Source organism: Streptomyces sp. NPDC002573, assembly GCF_042889625.1.
In the GTDB taxonomy this organism is placed as follows: Bacteria; Actinomycetota; Actinomycetes; order Streptomycetales; family Streptomycetaceae; genus Streptomyces; species Streptomyces gibsoniae.
The window spans coordinates 110004-125544 of record NZ_JBIARC010000024.1 but is presented as its reverse complement, the minus strand read 5'-3'; the positions used below and the strand labels follow the sequence as shown (position 1 = coordinate 125544).

At 69.9% G+C, this 15541-nt stretch carries 13 protein-coding genes and 4 pseudogenes; 6 read left to right on the top strand and 11 right to left on the bottom strand.

The window, feature by feature from the left end; translation table 11 throughout:
* Positions 1-264: 264 nt before the first annotated feature.
* From ACFYX0_RS23160 to ACFYX0_RS23150, 3 genes are all read right to left on the bottom strand, one after another.
* Positions 265-825, bottom strand: coding sequence for a TetR/AcrR family transcriptional regulator (locus tag ACFYX0_RS23160; RefSeq protein WP_388972757.1), 561 nt, complete (start codon positions 823-825; stop codon positions 265-267).
* A gap of 96 nt (positions 826-921) precedes the next feature.
* On the bottom strand, positions 922-1827 hold the full coding sequence (locus ACFYX0_RS23155; protein WP_388972755.1) for a polysaccharide deacetylase family protein: 906 nt from the start codon (positions 1825-1827) through the stop codon (positions 922-924).
* The gene (locus tag ACFYX0_RS23150) at positions 1800-2537 is read right to left on the bottom strand and encodes a TetR/AcrR family transcriptional regulator (protein WP_388972753.1); all 738 of its coding nucleotides are present in this window, start codon (positions 2535-2537) and stop codon (positions 1800-1802) included. Before ACFYX0_RS23150 ends, ACFYX0_RS23155 begins: the two co-directional genes overlap by 28 nt.
* A 67-nt stretch (positions 2538-2604) precedes the next feature.
* Here ACFYX0_RS23150 and ACFYX0_RS23145 point away from each other — a divergent pair, with 67 nt between their 5' ends.
* Both ACFYX0_RS23145 and ACFYX0_RS23140 read left to right on the top strand, forming a co-directional pair.
* Complete coding sequence (locus ACFYX0_RS23145; protein ID WP_388972751.1) at positions 2605-2982, top strand: DUF4345 domain-containing protein; 378 nt, start codon at positions 2605-2607, stop codon at positions 2980-2982.
* A 142-nt stretch (positions 2983-3124) separates the two neighbouring features.
* The gene (locus ACFYX0_RS23140; RefSeq protein WP_388972749.1) at positions 3125-3901 is read left to right on the top strand and encodes an SAM-dependent methyltransferase; all 777 of its coding nucleotides are present in this window, start codon (positions 3125-3127) and stop codon (positions 3899-3901) included.
* Between the two features lie 226 nt (positions 3902-4127).
* On the opposite strand, the pseudogene ACFYX0_RS23135 reads toward ACFYX0_RS23140, so the two are convergent.
* A pseudogene (locus ACFYX0_RS23135) lies at positions 4128-4810 on the bottom strand (ion transporter); the annotation flags it as partial.
* A gap of 210 nt (positions 4811-5020) precedes the next feature.
* Here ACFYX0_RS23135 and ACFYX0_RS23130 point away from each other — a divergent pair.
* Entirely contained in the window at positions 5021-5236 is a 216-nt protein-coding gene (locus ACFYX0_RS23130) for a hypothetical protein (RefSeq protein WP_388972747.1), read from the top strand.
* Between the two features lie 107 nt (positions 5237-5343).
* Here ACFYX0_RS23130 and ACFYX0_RS23125 read toward each other — a convergent pair whose 3' ends face one another.
* Both ACFYX0_RS23125 and ACFYX0_RS23120 read right to left on the bottom strand, forming a co-directional pair.
* The gene (locus ACFYX0_RS23125) at positions 5344-5640 is read right to left on the bottom strand and encodes a hypothetical protein (RefSeq protein WP_355913237.1); all 297 of its coding nucleotides are present in this window, start codon (positions 5638-5640) and stop codon (positions 5344-5346) included.
* A 143-nt stretch (positions 5641-5783) separates the two neighbouring features.
* Complete coding sequence (locus tag ACFYX0_RS23120; RefSeq protein WP_388972745.1) at positions 5784-6464, bottom strand: lytic transglycosylase domain-containing protein; 681 nt, start codon at positions 6462-6464, stop codon at positions 5784-5786.
* 248 nt (positions 6465-6712) lie between these two features.
* Between ACFYX0_RS23120 and ACFYX0_RS23115 the strand changes: the two are divergent.
* Both ACFYX0_RS23115 and ACFYX0_RS23110 read left to right on the top strand, forming a co-directional pair.
* Positions 6713-7089 (top strand): annotated as a pseudogene (locus ACFYX0_RS23115) (BlaI/MecI/CopY family transcriptional regulator).
* A 6-nt stretch (positions 7090-7095) separates the two neighbouring features.
* Positions 7096-8029 (top strand): annotated as a pseudogene (locus ACFYX0_RS23110) (M56 family metallopeptidase).
* A 75-nt stretch (positions 8030-8104) separates the two neighbouring features.
* On the opposite strand, the pseudogene ACFYX0_RS23105 reads toward ACFYX0_RS23110, so the two are convergent.
* The 5 genes and pseudogenes from ACFYX0_RS23105 to ACFYX0_RS23085 all read right to left on the bottom strand — a co-directional run bounded on the left by ACFYX0_RS23105 (position 8105) and on the right by ACFYX0_RS23085 (position 13206).
* Positions 8105-8561 (bottom strand): annotated as a pseudogene (locus ACFYX0_RS23105) (tellurite resistance TerB family protein).
* 177 nt (positions 8562-8738) lie between these two features.
* Positions 8739-9659 (bottom strand): undecaprenyl-diphosphate phosphatase, encoded by a 921-nt coding sequence (locus tag ACFYX0_RS23100; protein ID WP_355913251.1) that lies wholly within the window; start codon positions 9657-9659, stop codon positions 8739-8741.
* A gap of 235 nt (positions 9660-9894) precedes the next feature.
* Complete coding sequence (locus tag ACFYX0_RS23095; RefSeq protein WP_388972743.1) at positions 9895-11157, bottom strand: DUF418 domain-containing protein; 1263 nt, start codon at positions 11155-11157, stop codon at positions 9895-9897.
* Between the two features lie 180 nt (positions 11158-11337).
* Positions 11338-11763: a response regulator transcription factor gene (locus tag ACFYX0_RS23090; protein WP_388972741.1), complete on the bottom strand. Its 426-nt coding sequence runs from the start codon at positions 11761-11763 to the stop codon at positions 11338-11340.
* 138 nt (positions 11764-11901) lie between these two features.
* Positions 11902-13206, bottom strand: a complete 1305-nt coding sequence (locus ACFYX0_RS23085) for a hypothetical protein (protein WP_388972739.1) — start codon at positions 13204-13206, stop codon at positions 11902-11904.
* Positions 13207-13510: 304 nt separating this feature from the next.
* On the opposite strand from ACFYX0_RS23085, the gene ACFYX0_RS23080 reads away from it, so the two are divergent.
* The gene (locus ACFYX0_RS23080; protein WP_388972737.1) at positions 13511-15484 is read left to right on the top strand and encodes a hypothetical protein; all 1974 of its coding nucleotides are present in this window, start codon (positions 13511-13513) and stop codon (positions 15482-15484) included.
* The last annotated feature ends 57 nt before the right edge of the window (positions 15485-15541 follow it).

The following is a 15541-nucleotide window of genomic DNA, read 5'->3' as shown; positions in this document are numbered from 1 at the left end:
GTGCCTTCCCGACCCGCGCTGCGAACGCGGGCCTACTCGGTGACCATCAAAGGATCATTCGGGAAGGTACGCCCTCCGCGTGCCTCCCCGGAACCAATCCACAGGTCTTGAGCATTGCTCACGGCCGGTGGCCGTGGGCATGACGCCTTCCGAGCACTTAACGCAACTGGTTCGCTTTAAGCAATCCTAGACCGGGCCGCACCCTAAAGCAAACCATTCGCTTTTAGGTCGCTGGACAGACCCGCTTGAGTGCGGCTCGCCCGCTCAGCGCGGTGCGACCACCAACGACACCAGGGTGTGGGTGTAGGCGGGTGACAGGTCCGAAGGGCGGAACAGGATGCGGTAGATCAGCGGCGCGACGATGGCGTCCAGCATGGCTTCGACCCCGGGTACCGCCTCTCCGCGGCCGGCGGCCCGGGCACCGATGACCTTGAGCTGCTCGGCGGCGTAGTCGGAGCAGCGGGCTGCGTTGCCGTGCTCGGGGTCACCCAGCAGGGCGTCGCGGATGTAGGTCCGGCCGATCTGTGAGGACATCTCCTCCGTGAACTGCTCTACCCACGCCTCCAGGTCGGCGCGCAAAGACCCGTGGTCGGCGGGGGGCGCCTCCGGGCGGAGTCGCTCCACCGCCACATCGGAGAGCAACTCGCGCACGTCGCCCCAGCGCCGGTAGATCGTGGAGGGGGTGACCCCGGCCCGGGCCGCGATGAGGGGCACGGTCAGCACCTCACGGCCGCCTTCGGCCTCAAGATCTCGTACCGCTTGATGAACGGCCTGCTGGACGCGCGCACTGCGCCCGCCGGGGCGCGCGGAAGATCGAGGAGTCACGCCCCGAGCTTAACGCGAAATCATTGCGCACCTGCCTGGAGTCCGCGACGGCGATGAACACGCACGCACGCGGCGTAATGACCCGCCGAGCCGCTTTCAGTGGGCAGCGGTCGGCGGCTGGATGTAGTCCTCCAGGCGCGCCACCGCGAATCCCTGCTCCTGTATCCGCTTGAGCATGTTGCCGAACATCTTCGTCATGGTGACGCCCTTGAGCTCCGCCGGGCCCCGGAAGTGGGCGAGGATGATGTCGCCGGGCTGCAGCTTCTTGTCCGCCTGCTGGTACTGCATGTTGCGGATCTGCATGGATTCGCGCCACCAGACGATCGCCCGCGGCCCGCACTCACCCACCGCGATCTTGGTGTTGGCGTTGTACGCGCCGTAGGGCGGGCGGAACAGCAGCGGCGCGGTGCCGTACTCCTTGGTGAGGATCTTCTGGTCCCCGCACACCTCTTCCTTCTGACGGGCCAGCGGGACGGTGTTCATCGGGGGGTGGTGCAGGGTGTGGTTCTGTATGTGGTCGCCCATCGCCTGCAGCGGCTTGAAGTACCCGTAGTCCGACTTGATGGCGTCGTTCATCAGGAACATCGTGATCGGGACTTTCAGATCCCGCATCATCTCGATGAACTTGGGATCCTTCTCCAGTCCGTCGTCGACGGTTATGAAGACGACCTTCTGCGAGGTCGGTATGTGCGTGAAGACCGGGACCGGGCCGGTCGCGGAGAGTTTGACGGGCTTGTCGGCGGGGGGCTCAGGGGTCGCGGGCAACGGCGTCAGGCCCCACTTGTGCCAGGCGGCAGCGTCGTCAACGTGGTGCGGCGCGCCGCTCGGAATGCCGCCGGTGGGTGCGGCCTGCCTCGTGGTGGCCGTCGGGCCGGTCGCGTTGCCACCGCTCGCGCCGCAGCCGCCGACCGCCAGGGTCGTCGCGACCGCCCCCGCCAGTGGTACATACATCCCGCCACGCCTGCTGCGCCGCTTCACCGCGCCGGTCTCCCTGACTGCCATGTTGTTCTTGAAACTACTGGAAAAGGTATCGCGCAGTGTGAAAGGCGAGGTTCAGCGGGGGTAAGGATACGACTAGGCGATACCGCACCCCGTGGATCCGTAACTCCTGGCCCCGTCGGCCTGTTCGCTACGCCTCGGCGGTCGACGGCCGGCCCCGTGAGTGCAGTCGGGTGCTGAGCGCTAGGCATCCGTGCCGGGCCCCTGCGGCGGCCACTCGGTACGGGGCCGTCGGCGAGCAGAGGCCGGAGGGCGCCGAGAAGCGCGCCGATGCAGATGTCGCGGAGCTGGGTGCGGGTGCAGGTCTCGCGGGTGAGCCAGTCAACGCAGAGGACCTGGACGAAGACCAGCCAGCTTTTCAGGACGGCGGACACGGCCTCGCGGGCGCTGTCGTCCGCGAGTGGGAGTACGGCCAGCAGCCGCGTGCGGAGTGCGTCCAGCTCGTTCGTCATGATCGACTGAATGACCGGGTCGCCCGAGAGGACCCGATTCGCGGCGAGGACGGCGTGGCGGTTGGCCATGAAGTAGTCGAGATGGACGTCCATGCCCTGGATGAGCTGCCCCGTCAGGGAGTCGGCGGGGTCGAGCCGGGTTTCGTCGAGCAGTTGGTCCGCGGCCTGCTGGTAGACGGCCGCGAAGAGCGCGTGCTTGCTGGGGAAGTGGCGGTAGAGCAGGGCTCGGGAGATGCCGGCCTCCTTGGCGACCTCCTCCATCAGCACGTCGTCGTACGGGCGTGCGGCGAAGAGCCGTGCTCCGACGGCGAGGAGCTGGTGACAGCTGATGGGCTGGGCCTGTGTGGCGATCGGTGTGTTTCATGTGGTGCTGGGCAACGCGGCGATCCCCGGCGCAGGTTCCGCCGGCACGACGGTGGACAGCTGGGGCCGGTTCATGGGGGCCGGCTTCGTCGGCTACGGGCTGGCCTGGCTCTGGGCCGCTCGGCAGCGGCCTGTCCCGGCTCAGGCGGTGCGGTGGCTGGCCGGGGTCTTTCTGCTGGGCGGGGTGGGGCGGCTGATTTCGCTCGCCGTTCACGGCTGGCCGCACTGGTTCCAGATCGCACTGGCGGTGATCGAGCTCACCCTGCCGGCCGTCTTCTTCTGGTTGGCCGACGCGGAGGAGCGAGCTCTGCGCAGCGGCACGGAGACCGTGGCCACCGGGTGATGAACGTGGTCCGTTCGAAAGGACCCCGAGGTCTCCCGGCGACGCCGACCGGGAGGCGGTCGGTCGTCGACCGCCCGTTCGGCCGCGGTCACTCGGAAATCCGGTGTCCCCAAGGGCTGGGCCTTCCCTACTGTTCGGGCTCATGGATGACACCACCGGCCCGCCGCGGCTCACCCGGCTCACCTTCCACGGACCGCTTTCCGAGGACCGGGCGGCAAGGATGATCCGACGGCTCACCGCCCAAGCCGGCCCGACCGCTCCGACCACCGTGCTCGACATCGGCTGCGGCTGGGGCGAGTTCATGCTCCGCCTCATCGAGGCGACGCCCGGCGCGACCGGCGTCGGTGTCGACCTCAATGAGCACGACCTTGCCCGCGGGCGCGCCAACGCCGAGGCGCGGGGGCTGGCCGAGCGTGTCCGTTTCGTCCAGGAGTCCGCCGCCGACACCGGCCGAGGCCCCACCGACATCGTTCTCTGCTTCAGCGCCAGCCACGCCCTCAGCGATGCCCAGCCGCCCGAGCACACCGCGGCCGCGCTCCGCGCCCTCCGCCGCCTGGTCGCCCCCGGCGGCCGTGTCCTTCTCGGCGAGGGTTTCTGGCAGCGCCCGCCCACTCCGGCGGAGCTGTCGGCCATGTGGCCGGACGCCTCCCGCTCCGAGTTCCACGACCTCGCGGGCCTTGTCGACCTCGCCGTCGCCGCGGGCTTCCGGCCCGCCTGGATCGAGACCGCCAATAGCGATGAGTGGGAGGAGTTCGAGTCCGGCTACCAGTCGGACGTCGAGGAATGGCTCGCCGCCCACCCCGATCACCCCCGGGCGGAAGAGACCCGCGACCGCGTCGACCGCCACCGCAGCACATGGCTCCGGGGGTATCGCGGCCTCCTGGGTCTGGCCTACCTGACCCTTGTCCCCGTGAACTGAGGGTGGCAGACCGAGTTCTGCCATGTGCTCAACGTGGAGCGATCGCGGGGGTCGGGCCACGGCTGCCGCTCGACCACAAGGTCGGTCGAGCTGGTCGTGGGGCTTTGGGGCCGCTTGTCGGGACGGTAGCTGAGGCCTTTCAGGAGGAGCCGGGTCCGCCGGCCGGGAGTGTGCGCGGCGCCTGACCGGCGTAGGGCGGCGCCGTCTGGACGAGATCTCGTTCGAGGGAGGCGAGCAGTACGCAGGAGGCGTAGTTGACGAGGCTCCAGCGGGAGACGTGCAGGCCCGCATGCACCGCGTCGCCCATGCCGTCCAGGGTCATCAGGAGGAAGAGGGTCAGGACCGCGCGGCCGATGGAGCCGTAGCGCTCGGGGTCCTGGCGGCCGAAGAAGCCCCGGCCCACCATCGCGTACACGTACATCAGCAGTCCGCCGACGAGCAGGAAGCTGAGCGTGCCGGGCAGACTGCGAGCGACCGCTACCAGCACGATCCGCAGCTGGGGCAGGAAACGGGCCGGCGCAGCACCCGGGCCGGCCGCAGCAGACGCAGGACCGTGGTGTTCTCGCGGACGACGGGCAGGAACGCACACAGGACCGCGGCGAGGTCGAAGAGGTTCCACGGGTCCTTGAAGAAGTCCCGGGGACGGTCGGCGTGCCCGCCCAGGCGCAACAGGATCTCGACGGTGAACACGACGAGGCAGCCGTGCTCGGCCAGCCGCAACCACAGATGCCATTCCTCGACGACTCCGGAGTACGTCTCCATGCCGAGCAACGCCGCGTTGAGAAGGATCACAGCGAAGACCGTCAGGGCGAACCACCGGGCCTCAGTGATACGGCGGCAACGGCGCGCCAGTTCCGGACGGACGGACCCGGGCTCGACGGCGCCCGTCTGATCGTGCCGCTCCGGCATCGTGCTGCCTTGGCTCCTTGTCGCGCTGGGACATCTCCCGGCCAACACCGCGGGAGAGCAGACAGGTTGGGCGATCGCCCTGCGGAAGACACTTCTACAACACTGTAGATCGTGATGGATCGCCGGTCGTCTGCCCGAGCGGTCGCGACTCGCCTCGCTACGCCTAAACACTTGCGCAACCCTTAAACTGTCGGCGTGGAGACGACCGACATGACTGCATGGGAATCCGCGGTGCTTGACGGAGGGCCCGCGAACGGACTGCGGGTGAAGGTCTCCGGCCGGCCGCGCGTGATCCAGGTGACGTATCCCTGCCAGGTGGAGACCGCATCGTGCGGCCTGCGCGCGGAAGCGGTGTTCGTCTACCGTCGCGACCACGGCGTGACCGGAGAGCCACTGCGGTACGGATTCGACATCGCCAGCCCCTGAAGAACCCGGGCGCACGGGACTCAGCGAGCCGGGCGGCTCTCGGTGGCCGGGCCGGCCCTCACGGTCTCCCCCGGGCGGTGCGCGCCAGGTACGCGGAACCTCTGGCCTCAGTGCACGCCTCGTCCGTACCGCGTGACGATCCACGCCGCACCTCGTTCGGCCAGAGCCCGTCGCCGCCCCCAACGCGAGCGCCGCACCCGGACGACCGGGGGCCCTACGTCCGACGGAGCGGCCGCCAGAGCGGCGAGCCGCCCGGCGGCGCGCGCCAGTTCCGCCTGCAGCCGTCGGCGCCGCCTGGAGGAACCGGCCCTCAGCAAGGCCGCATAGAGCCCCTCGACCTCGGCCAACGCGGCGCCCAGCCGCAGATTCACCTCACGCACTCGCCGGATGTCCCCGCGCGGCATACATGCCCTTCCTCCGCCCGACACACCGGGGCCTACCCCCCGTTGACTTCAATTATTGCGCAATGTTGCAAGTTACCTGCTCCGCACGGGAAAGATCGGCACCCGTAGTCGGCCGTCGTTCCGGTCAGGGCACCGCGAATGCGTCAGCCCGCGCCGACAGCCCTGCCCGCCTTCGCCCAGTTCGCGTGCAGCCGGTCCAGGTACGACCGGGCCTGGCTGCCCGGGGCCACGCCGCGGGCGAAGACAGGCATGTTGCTCGCACCGGTGTTGTACCCGAGGGCCAGCAGGTCGTCCTTCGTGTACGAGGCGGACCAGCGGACGGGCAGTCGGGTCGCCAGGTCGTGGAGGTACCAGGCCTCGGCCTCGATGGCGAGGCCGCGGTCGTCGGGCAGTTCCTCCCAGCGGCGGCCGGCGAAGTCCCGGCCCTGTTTCACCTCGTCGAAGGCGGCTCGGTGCATGTTCGCGATACCGAAGGCGGCATCCGGCTTGTACTTCTGCCAGGCCCGCTCGAAGGACGGATCGTGCGGTTTGTACGCCTCGTTGTAGAGGATCGCCATCAGCAACTGGGCGCTCACGCCGGTCTGACGAGCCCGGGCACGGACCTGGGAGGCGTAGGCGGCCGGATCGTACGACGTGGCGGTCGTCGCCGAGGGAGAGGGAGTGGACCGGTCGGCCGACGGGCTCGGTGTGGAGGGTGATGCCTCTGCCGAACGCGGCGTGGCGCCCTGCGGGGTGCCGACCGCACGCACGATGCCGTACACCGCCAAGGCGAACACCACGACGAGGAGCCACCACAGGCGCCTCGGTGCCCCGGAATCGGACATGTCCCGCCCTCTCTGCGCCCCGCTCTCGGCCAGCATCCTTGTACAGCAGGCGGACTAAGGCCCGCGTGAGGCGGTGCCACGCCTGCCCCGCCGCGGGGACCGGCTCACCGCAGCGCCTCCCGCTCGGCACGTCGTCGCTTCTCACGCGCCCCACCGGCCACAGCGGGCCGCGGCCACCCGCTCTATACGATGGGTGTTCCCCCGGCACGAGCAGTCGAGGCCAGGAGGACACAGAAGGGAGACAGGGTGTGACGGAGCCGGATCCGCGCCGTCGGCGCAGGGCTCAGGGCGCTTTGGAGACGCAGGTGCTCGCAGCGCTGCCCGAGGACCGGTGACCGCCGGCTGGGTACAGGAGCATCTGGCCGCCGAGCTCGCGTACACGACCGTGATGACGGTACTGGCCCGCCTGCTGGCGAAGAACGCCGTCACCCGCAAGCGCGAAGGGCGGTCGTTCGTATGGATGCCCGCCGCGGACGAGGCCGGTCTCGCCGCGTTGAAGATGCACCAGGTGCTGGACGGCGAGCAGGACCGCAGAGCGGTGCTGACCAGCTTCATCACCACGCTGCCGGAAGACGACGAACAACTGCTGCGTGAACTGCTGGACCAGGCCGACGCCGAGGACTGAGAACGCATGGGTGTCTTCGTCTTCCTCCCTCTGGTGCTTCCGTTGACCGCCTGGCCGATCGCGCGCCTGGCCGAACAACGCGTTCACCCCCGCAGCGCCACAGTGCTGCTGACCGGCGCCTCGTGTGTCATGGCCGTGTGCAGCACGGTGTGCCTGGCCCTGCTGATGGTGGTCGGCACCGCCCAACTGCCGGGCAATCCCCTGCCGGACGGCTGGTCGGACCCCGAGGTGCGCGAGAGTGTGCCGCGCCACGAGATCGCCGGGAAGGCGGCGATCCCCCGCGCTGATCGCGGTCGTCGGGCGCTGCGCCCGAGCCCTGCTGTGCCACTGCCGGGTGCGGTGGCAGGCACATGAGGCCCTGAAGGGTCTGCCGCGCACGCAGGTCGCGGTCCTGCCCGATTCCCAGCCCTATGCCTACGCGCTTCCGGGCCGTCTGCGCGACCGCATCGTGGTGTCCACGGGGCTGCTCTCCCGCCTCTCGTCCCGGGAGCGCCGCGCCCTGTTCGCCCACGAGCGCTCCCACCTGGCGGCCCGGCACCACCGTCACCTGCTGCTGGTCCAACTGGCCGCCTGCGCCAACCCGTTCCTGGTGCCGCTGCGAACCACCGTGTCCTACACGGCGGAGCGATGGGCGGACGAGGAAGCCGCCCAGGCCGTCGGCAGCCGCAAGGCAGTCGCCCGTGCGATCGGCAAGGCGGCCCTCGTCTCGCACGCCGCACCCGCACCCACACTCGCCGGCCTCGCCGCACCGGGCCCGCTGCCGCGCCGAGTTGCGGCCCTCCTCGGGCCGGCACCCGCCGCGCGCACCTGGCCGCCGGTCTTCACGACGGTGGGCCTGGCCCTGTGGACCGCGGCCCTTGGAGTTCTCCTGTCGGCGATGTTCTCGGCCAACTCGGCGGTCACCCTGCTGCTCCTGCTCCGCGCGGCCACCCCGCTCTGACCCTGAGACGTCGATGGGGCCGGCAGGCTGGAATCCCTGTCGGCCCCATCGACGCGTCGCGCCAAGGCGCTTCGGTCACAGGTCGAACTCGTGAGGCGGGAGCCCCAGCGCGAAGCAGGCGTCTCGGACCACGGCGCGCTCGGTGGCGTCGAAGTCACCGTCGGCGCCACCGATGACGATGCCGATCTGGATCACCGCGCGTGCCTCGGCGGGCTTCCTCTTCGCCTTGGCGACCTCCTGCAACACGCTCACCTTGCCGAAGTCGAAGTCGGCGGTCAGCTTCTCGAGGTTGTCCTCGAAGCGGCGCTTGAGGTCGTCGGCGGGAAAGTTCGTCAGCACCTCGTTGCTGAAGATCAGCTGCGCGACGCGCTGGCGCTCGGGGGGGGGCGATCTTCCCGTCGGCCGCAGCGACAAGAGCGCACATCGCCATGCTCGCATCGCGGAACGCACCGCTCTTCAGGTCGTTCTTCTTCGCCACCAGCTGGGTCTGCATCTGCGACGCCGAATCCTTGATGCGGTCCCACAGGGCCATGTCGACTCCCCTTCGTCCGGGTCCGCCACGTCGCGCACGAAGGCGAACTGGCATCCCGTCACCTTCTACAGCGTTGTAGAAGACAGCAGGCTGGGCAGACCCGTCCCTTGCGTCCGGGCCTTCCGCAGGCCCAGGCGGCGCGAGTTCATCGGCGGTCGGGGATCAACCTGGTCCCGGTCACCCGATGGCGAAGTAGGCCAGACTGCCGAGTCCCGCCACGGAGCAGTAGATGGCGAACGGGATGAGGGTCCGGTGCTCGAAGTACCTGACCAGATAGCGGGTGGCGAGGTAGGCGGCCACGAAGGCGGCGACGCTTCCCGCCAGCAGCGGTCCCCGCAGGCCGTTGCCCTCGGAACCCAGCAGCGGGGGCAGCTTGAGCAGTGCCGCTCCGCCGATCACCGGCGTGGCGAGCAGGAACGCGAACCGTGCGGAGTCCTCGTGATTGAGGCCCTTGAAGATACCCGCGCTGATGGTGGACCCGGAGCGGCTGATCCCGGGAAGGAGGGCGAGGATCTGGGCCGCGCCGATCAGCATCGCCTGCCGTATGGACATGCCGGTGATCCGCTGGTCCGACAGCTCGTCCGGGGTGAGGTGCTCCTCACCGGGCGCCGCCGAGGCTCCCGCGCGCCTGCGGCCCGTACCGCCACGCCGCAACTGCTCGGTGACGAACAGCACGATGCCGTTGAGGGCCAGGAAGATCGCCGTCGGGACGGGCCGGCCCAGGGTGGTGCGGAACACCTTGTCGAGCGCGAGGCCGGCGACAGCGACCGGGATGCTGGCCGTGATGATCAGCCAGGCGAGCCGCTGGTCCACGGTCTCGATACGCCGCTGCGTGATGGACGTGGTCAACCCCCGGATCACCCGCACCCAGTCGCGCCAGAAGAACACGACCAGCGCCAGGGCGGTGGCCAGGTGGAGGCCGACCAGTTCGTTGAGGTACAGCGACCCGTCGGCCGAGACGTCCAGATCGTGTTTCCAGTGCCCGCCCAGGAGGGCCGGGATGAGGATGCTGTGTCCCAGACTGGAGACCGGGAACAGCTCGGTGACGCCTTGCAACAGGCCGACACCTATGGCTTCGGGATAGGTCAGGACGGACATGGCTGGCCTTCGACTTGATGGGCGCACGAGGCCGCCGCCGTGGACGACGCGCACAGCGGCGGCGGCAGGGCGGAAGCTACTGCATGCGTACAAAATTCAGGCAAGAGCAATTCATGTTGTTCGCACCCTTGGTGACTGGGCCACCACAGTCGACGGCCTCGTGGTCTGCCGCGGCCGCCCCGTGGAACGGGGCGGGCGCTTGCTGCGACGGTCTGCGGCAGAAGGGCTGAGCGTCTTACTTGACGTACCGCGCGGGCCGGGTGGCGACGTGGAGCAGATGCTCGAAGGGGCCACGCCGGAACTGGCGAGTCCACAGGGTGGCGAAGAGGCCGGCGGCTGCGATGAAGCTGAGCAGCACCGGCAGACCGGACATGCCCTCGTCCTCCATCGCGGACACGTACCAGACGTCGGTGAAGAACCAGAGGGCGACGATGTGGAGGACGTAGACGGTCAGCGCTATCATGCCGACCGCTGCGACGGGCCTGGCCAGGCGCGTGAGGCGCGGCAGCCGGTCGGCGACGGCCAGGCACGCGGTCACCACCAGGATGCCGACACCCGTGTTGCCGAGGATGGAGAAGGTCGTCTGGCTGTGCGGTGCGGCGACCAGCAGCCAGGCGAGCGGGCTGTGGTCCGGGACGTCACCGACGGTGTCGGACCACCACGCGGCCGATGCCGTACCGCCGTCCGTCGCGGCCGCGACGGCGGAGAGAGCGTGGGGGACGAAGTGCAGGGCCAGCCACGAGCCGCCGTAGCCGAGCGCGGCGAGCACCCCGCCGGTCAGGGCCAGCCGGGATCGGATGCCGGGCCGAGTGAGGTCGAGCCGGGCCACCGCCATGCCCGCGAGCAGGAAGGGGATCCAGGTGACGACCGGATACGACCCTGTGAACAGCAGCTCGACGAACCCGTCCGAGCCGCTGATCCAGGCCAGCGGGTCCCGGGCGATGACGGCGTCGGCCCAGTTGCCTCCCTCGATCGACGCCCGTATCACGTACAGAACCTGCGGCAGGATCAGCGTGGCCGCGGCGGCGAGCAGCGCGAGTGTCCGTGCCCGCAACCGGTACAGCGGGAGGACCGTCAGGAAGAGCAGCCCGTAGAAGCTGAGGATCACCTCGATCGACGTGCCGAGGGCCGTCAGCGCGTAGCCGAGCGCCAGCAGGACAACGGCACGGATCACGATCCTGACCATCGCCTGGCGCCCGGAGCGCCCGGTCCGTGGCTGCGGACGACCCATGATGATGATCAGCGAGAAGCCGGCGAGCAGCGCGAAGAGGGCGGAGGAGCGGCCCCGTGCCAGCTCCAGCAGGAACCCGACCGGCCCGCCCACCGTCACGTCGGGGCCGACATGGGCGGCGAACATGCCGAAGACCGCGAGCCCGCGTGCCAGGTCGATACCGATCAGCCGCCCCGTCGACGGGGCGGCGGCAGCGGTGGAGGAGCGAACCGGTTCATGCTCACGCGTCGCCTGTGCGGGCACAGCCGACAATACGTTCTGCGTCATGCCTTCAGGGTTCGCAGCGCGCCCGCCCCAGCCATCCCGGCAGCTTTCCGGAACCATCCCGCCGAACGGCCCGAACTTTTCCGGCCGACCGGCTGGCACCCGCCCGCCGACCGGCTGGAGGCGTGACCGGGCCATCACTGACGGCTACGACGGCGTACGCATCTCCCGGCGGGTACCCGCTCAGCCGGTCTCGTCGGCGATACCGCCCCGCTCGATCGCCAGCCGGGTCAGCTCGACCCGTGTGTTGATGCCGAGCTTGGCGGAGATGTGCTTCATGTGCGTGTTGACGGTGTGCACGGACAGATAGAGCCGCTCGGCTATGGCCCGATTGGTGAGGCCGTCCACGACCAGCGGGATCAGCTTCCGCTCGGACTCCGTCAGACACTCCCACGCCGGAGCACCGGCCGTGGGGTGAGGTGCCGCCCCGTTGCGCACGCCGAGCTGCCGAAGGTGCCGTCGGATCCGCTCATGATCGCGCACGGCTCCCGAGGCCGACGCCAGTTGCCCGGCCTCTTCGAGGTACGGGATCGCCGCCTCCGGGTCCGCCGATCCGGCCAGCAGGGTCCCGAGGTCCTCGCAGGCCGCCACCGCGTACTGCACAGGCATGACGTGGCGGCCGCTCGGTGAGTGGGCCCTCGATGCCCCGGCCGCGTCCGCGCTCCTCGGATCCGGCTGTGCGCCGGCGTCGACGCCCGCCGCTGACCGCCGTGTCGGTGCGGCCGTCGCCCCTGCCGACCGCCGCGGTCAGGTGTTCTGGCCCGGGTTGACGAACACCCTGCCGGGGTAGCCGACATCGCACAGGCCGTCATCGTTGACGTCGCCGAGCGTCAGGTCGGCGAGCCGCGTGGCCGACTGGTTCAGGTAGCTCCAGCGCCCGCCGAGCGAACTGGACTGGTACCACCAGGTGATGCCGGTGGCGATGAAGGCGTCGTCGACGCCGTCGCCGTCGAAGTCGCAGTACTTGCGCTGGCCGCCGGTGTACGAGTCGAGGGTGTTGGCGGACTGGTGCAGCCCGGTCTCGGTCTGGTCCAGCGCGGCGTGGATGGGCAGGATCGACCCCACCCACAGGCTCGAATGCCGGAAGACGTTGTGCGACACGGTCATGCCGATACTGGGCGTCCCGCGCAGTTTTACACCCGTGCCGTTGGTGTACCAGACCGTGTTGTACTCCACGTCCATGTACTCGCCCGCGGAGCCGCACTCGTAGCTGCAGGACGGGTCGTTGCCGTGCATGTCGATCTCATGGGTGTGCCACACATGGGAGTTGTCCCCGCCGCCGCCCCAGATCAGGTTGCGGTACGCCAGATAGCCGTCCCCGGCCGAACCGTCACCGGTGATCGCGTGCCGGTTGTAGTCGAACACGTTCCGCTCGACCAGCGCATAGGCGCCATGGGCCGTCACCACGCCGTAGCCCGCGCCGTGACCGCAGCAGATGGTGCCGGTGGGGTGCTGGTTGTGGTGGATGTAGTTGTCGTGCACCCACACGTCCTGAGCGTTCCAGAGGCCGATCCGGTTCTGGCCGTCCTGGATGTTCACCGCCGAGCCGCGCCAGTGATCGATCTCGCTGTGGTCGATCTCCACGTTCAGGCTGGAGTCCACCCGGATTCCGTCGGAGTCGCTGGTCCCGACCGCGGAATAGGGGTCGTCACTCTCCGCGCCCTGCAACCGGATTCCGCTGATCCGCACGTTGTCGCTGTGCGTACCGTCCCCGTCGTTCCCGACCCTGAAGAGGATGCGCGGGAACGAGGTCGTGAACAGCCGCGGGCCCTGCGGGCGCTGCGACCGGTCGCCCAGGATCTGCACGCCCGGGGCGACCGGAAGATCCTCCCGTCCGGTCAGGTCCAGATCCACGTTCCCGGCGATCCGCACCACCGCGTCCGGTGTGTCGATGGCCTGCACGAACAGGTCCTGCTGGCTGTCGGAGGTGATGAAGAAGGCCGGCGCCGCGGCCGGGGCAGCGGACGCCGCCGGACCTCCACCGAGCAGAAGCCCGAAGGCGAACGCCACGGCGCCGCCCAGGGCGGAGCGCCGATGCCCGAAAAAGCCCACGACTGAGTCCCTTTCGAAGGAGTGGACGATGGAATGTGTCACTGCGAGGTGGGCGTTCCAAGCCGTGCCGTCCCGTGCCCTGCCGTGCCATCGCGTTCCCTCCTCGTCCGCCGCGGGTCCCGGACCCCGGGCCTCGTACGGTGTCCGTCTGCCGTACAACCTGTGGCTGTTCCCCCGTTGCGGCCTCTGCGATAGGGTCAGTCGCCGTCCTCCGCCTGTGGCAAGGCCACCGATCACGACCGACACGGCGGTCCGGCCGGCTTCACCTGGCGTTGTCGAGCGCACCCAGGAGAGAAATACAGCCGTGAACAATGTCGATGCGCCCGTTCGGGACGCGTCCGGTCCGGCCGGGCCGGACGCCAAGCGGCTCGATGAACTGCGGACCCTGCTGGACGAGGGCACCCGTGCCGTCGTCGACGATGGTGATCTGCGCACCGGCCGGGACCGCTTCGGACGCGCCTACCGGATCGCCGAGTCGGTGGGCGAGGAACGGTCGATGGCGGTGGCCGCTCTCGGCTTCGGTGGTCTGTGGGTGCACGAGCACCGCACGGTCGCGGGCTCGGTCCTCCTGGAATCTCAGATACGGCGGGCCCTGGACTTACTGGATCCTCAGTCCTCACTGGCGCTGCGGCTGCGGATCCGGCTGGCCGGGGAGGGCGACTACCGCAACAGCGACAACACGGCGGTGCTGGCGCTGCTCAAGCAGGCGAGGGCACAGCAGAATCCGATGGCGCGTGCGGAGGCTCTGAGTCTGGCCCATCACTGCCTCGTCGGCCCGGAGCACGCCGCACTACGCCGGGAACTGGCCGCCGAACTGGTCGCGGAGAGCTTCCGTACCTCCCGCCGCAGCGATCTGCTGATGGGCCTGCTGTGGCAGACGGTCGACATGTTCCTGGACGGCGACCCGCACGCGGAACGCTGCCTCGTGGAACTGCGCGGCCTGCTGGCCGAGCGGGACCATCTCGCGGTGGGTTTCGTCGTGAGCGCGATGGAGGTCATGCTCGCCGTCCGCGCAGGCCGCCTCGACGAGGCCGAGGTCCTGGCCAGGGCCTGTACCGAGCGCGGGATCGCCGCCGGTGACGTCAACGCCACAGTGTGGCAGGCGGCGCAGCTGGTGACCATCCGCTGGTACCAGGGCCGGGTGGTCGAGCTCGTGCCGCTCCTCAGCGAATTAATCAACTCGCCGACGCTGAGCGCTGTGGACGATCACGCCCTGGCCGCGCTGGCAGTGGCCGCGGTGACGGCAGGTGACCGGCGCAAGGCCGTCAGCGCGCTGGCCACGCTGTGCGGCCGCGACCTCGGCGACCTGCCTCGGTCGAGCAGTTGGATGGTGACGATGCACGGTGTCGCGGAGGCCGCCTATCTCCTCGACGACACCGCCACGGCGGCGCGGGTCTACGAACTGCTGAGTCCGTACGGTCACCTGCCGATAGTGGGCAGTCTCGCCGTCGCCTGCTTCGGCTCGGCGCACCACGCGCTGGGGGTCGCCGCATTGGCCATGGGCGACGTCGACCGGGCGGTGACCCATCTACGGGACGCGGTACGGCAGAACCTCGCCCTCGCGCACTGGCCCGCGGTCACGGCCTCCTCGGAACGGCTCGCGGTGGCGCTCGAACGGGCCGGCCGGCAGGCCGAGGCCCACGCCGTCCGGCAGGAGATGGCCGTGGCCGCCGGGGAGGCCGCGCCGGCGCCGGAGACCGACGGACACGGCGGCGCGGATCCGCGGGGCGAGGACGGGCAGGGGCAGCCCACGGCGTTCTGCACCCGGCTGGGCCGTAAGTGGCGGGTCGGGTTCGGCGAGCGCAGCGTCCTGGTCGAGCACAGCGTGGGGATGCTCCATCTGGTGGTGCTGATCGCCAACCCGCGCCAGGAGATCCGGGCCGTCGACCTCGTGGCGGGACTGGCCGCGCTCGACGGGGTCGCCGAGCGCACGGCCCTGTCCGGGCAGCCGCTGCTGGACCGGATGGCGACGCAGGAGTACCGCGATCGTCTGGCCCGGCTGCGCACCGAACTGGACGAGTTCGAGGCGGCCGACGACCAGGAGCGCACCGCCGCGGCCCAGGCCGAACACGACTGGCTGATGAGCCAGCTGGCGGGTGCCACCGGCCTGAGCGGACGCGCCCGCCGCTTCCCCGAGGGCGAGGAACGCTCCCGGGTCGCGGTGAGCAAGGCCATCCGCCGGGCGCTGGACCGGATCGCGGCAGCCGATCCGGTGATCGGTGAACATCTGCGGCACGCGGTGCACACCGGGCTACGGTGCTCCTACTGGCCCACGTGACGTACGTCTGCCAACTTCCCGTGCACATGCGGACGGGCCGGCGGTCCCGTGGGCGGT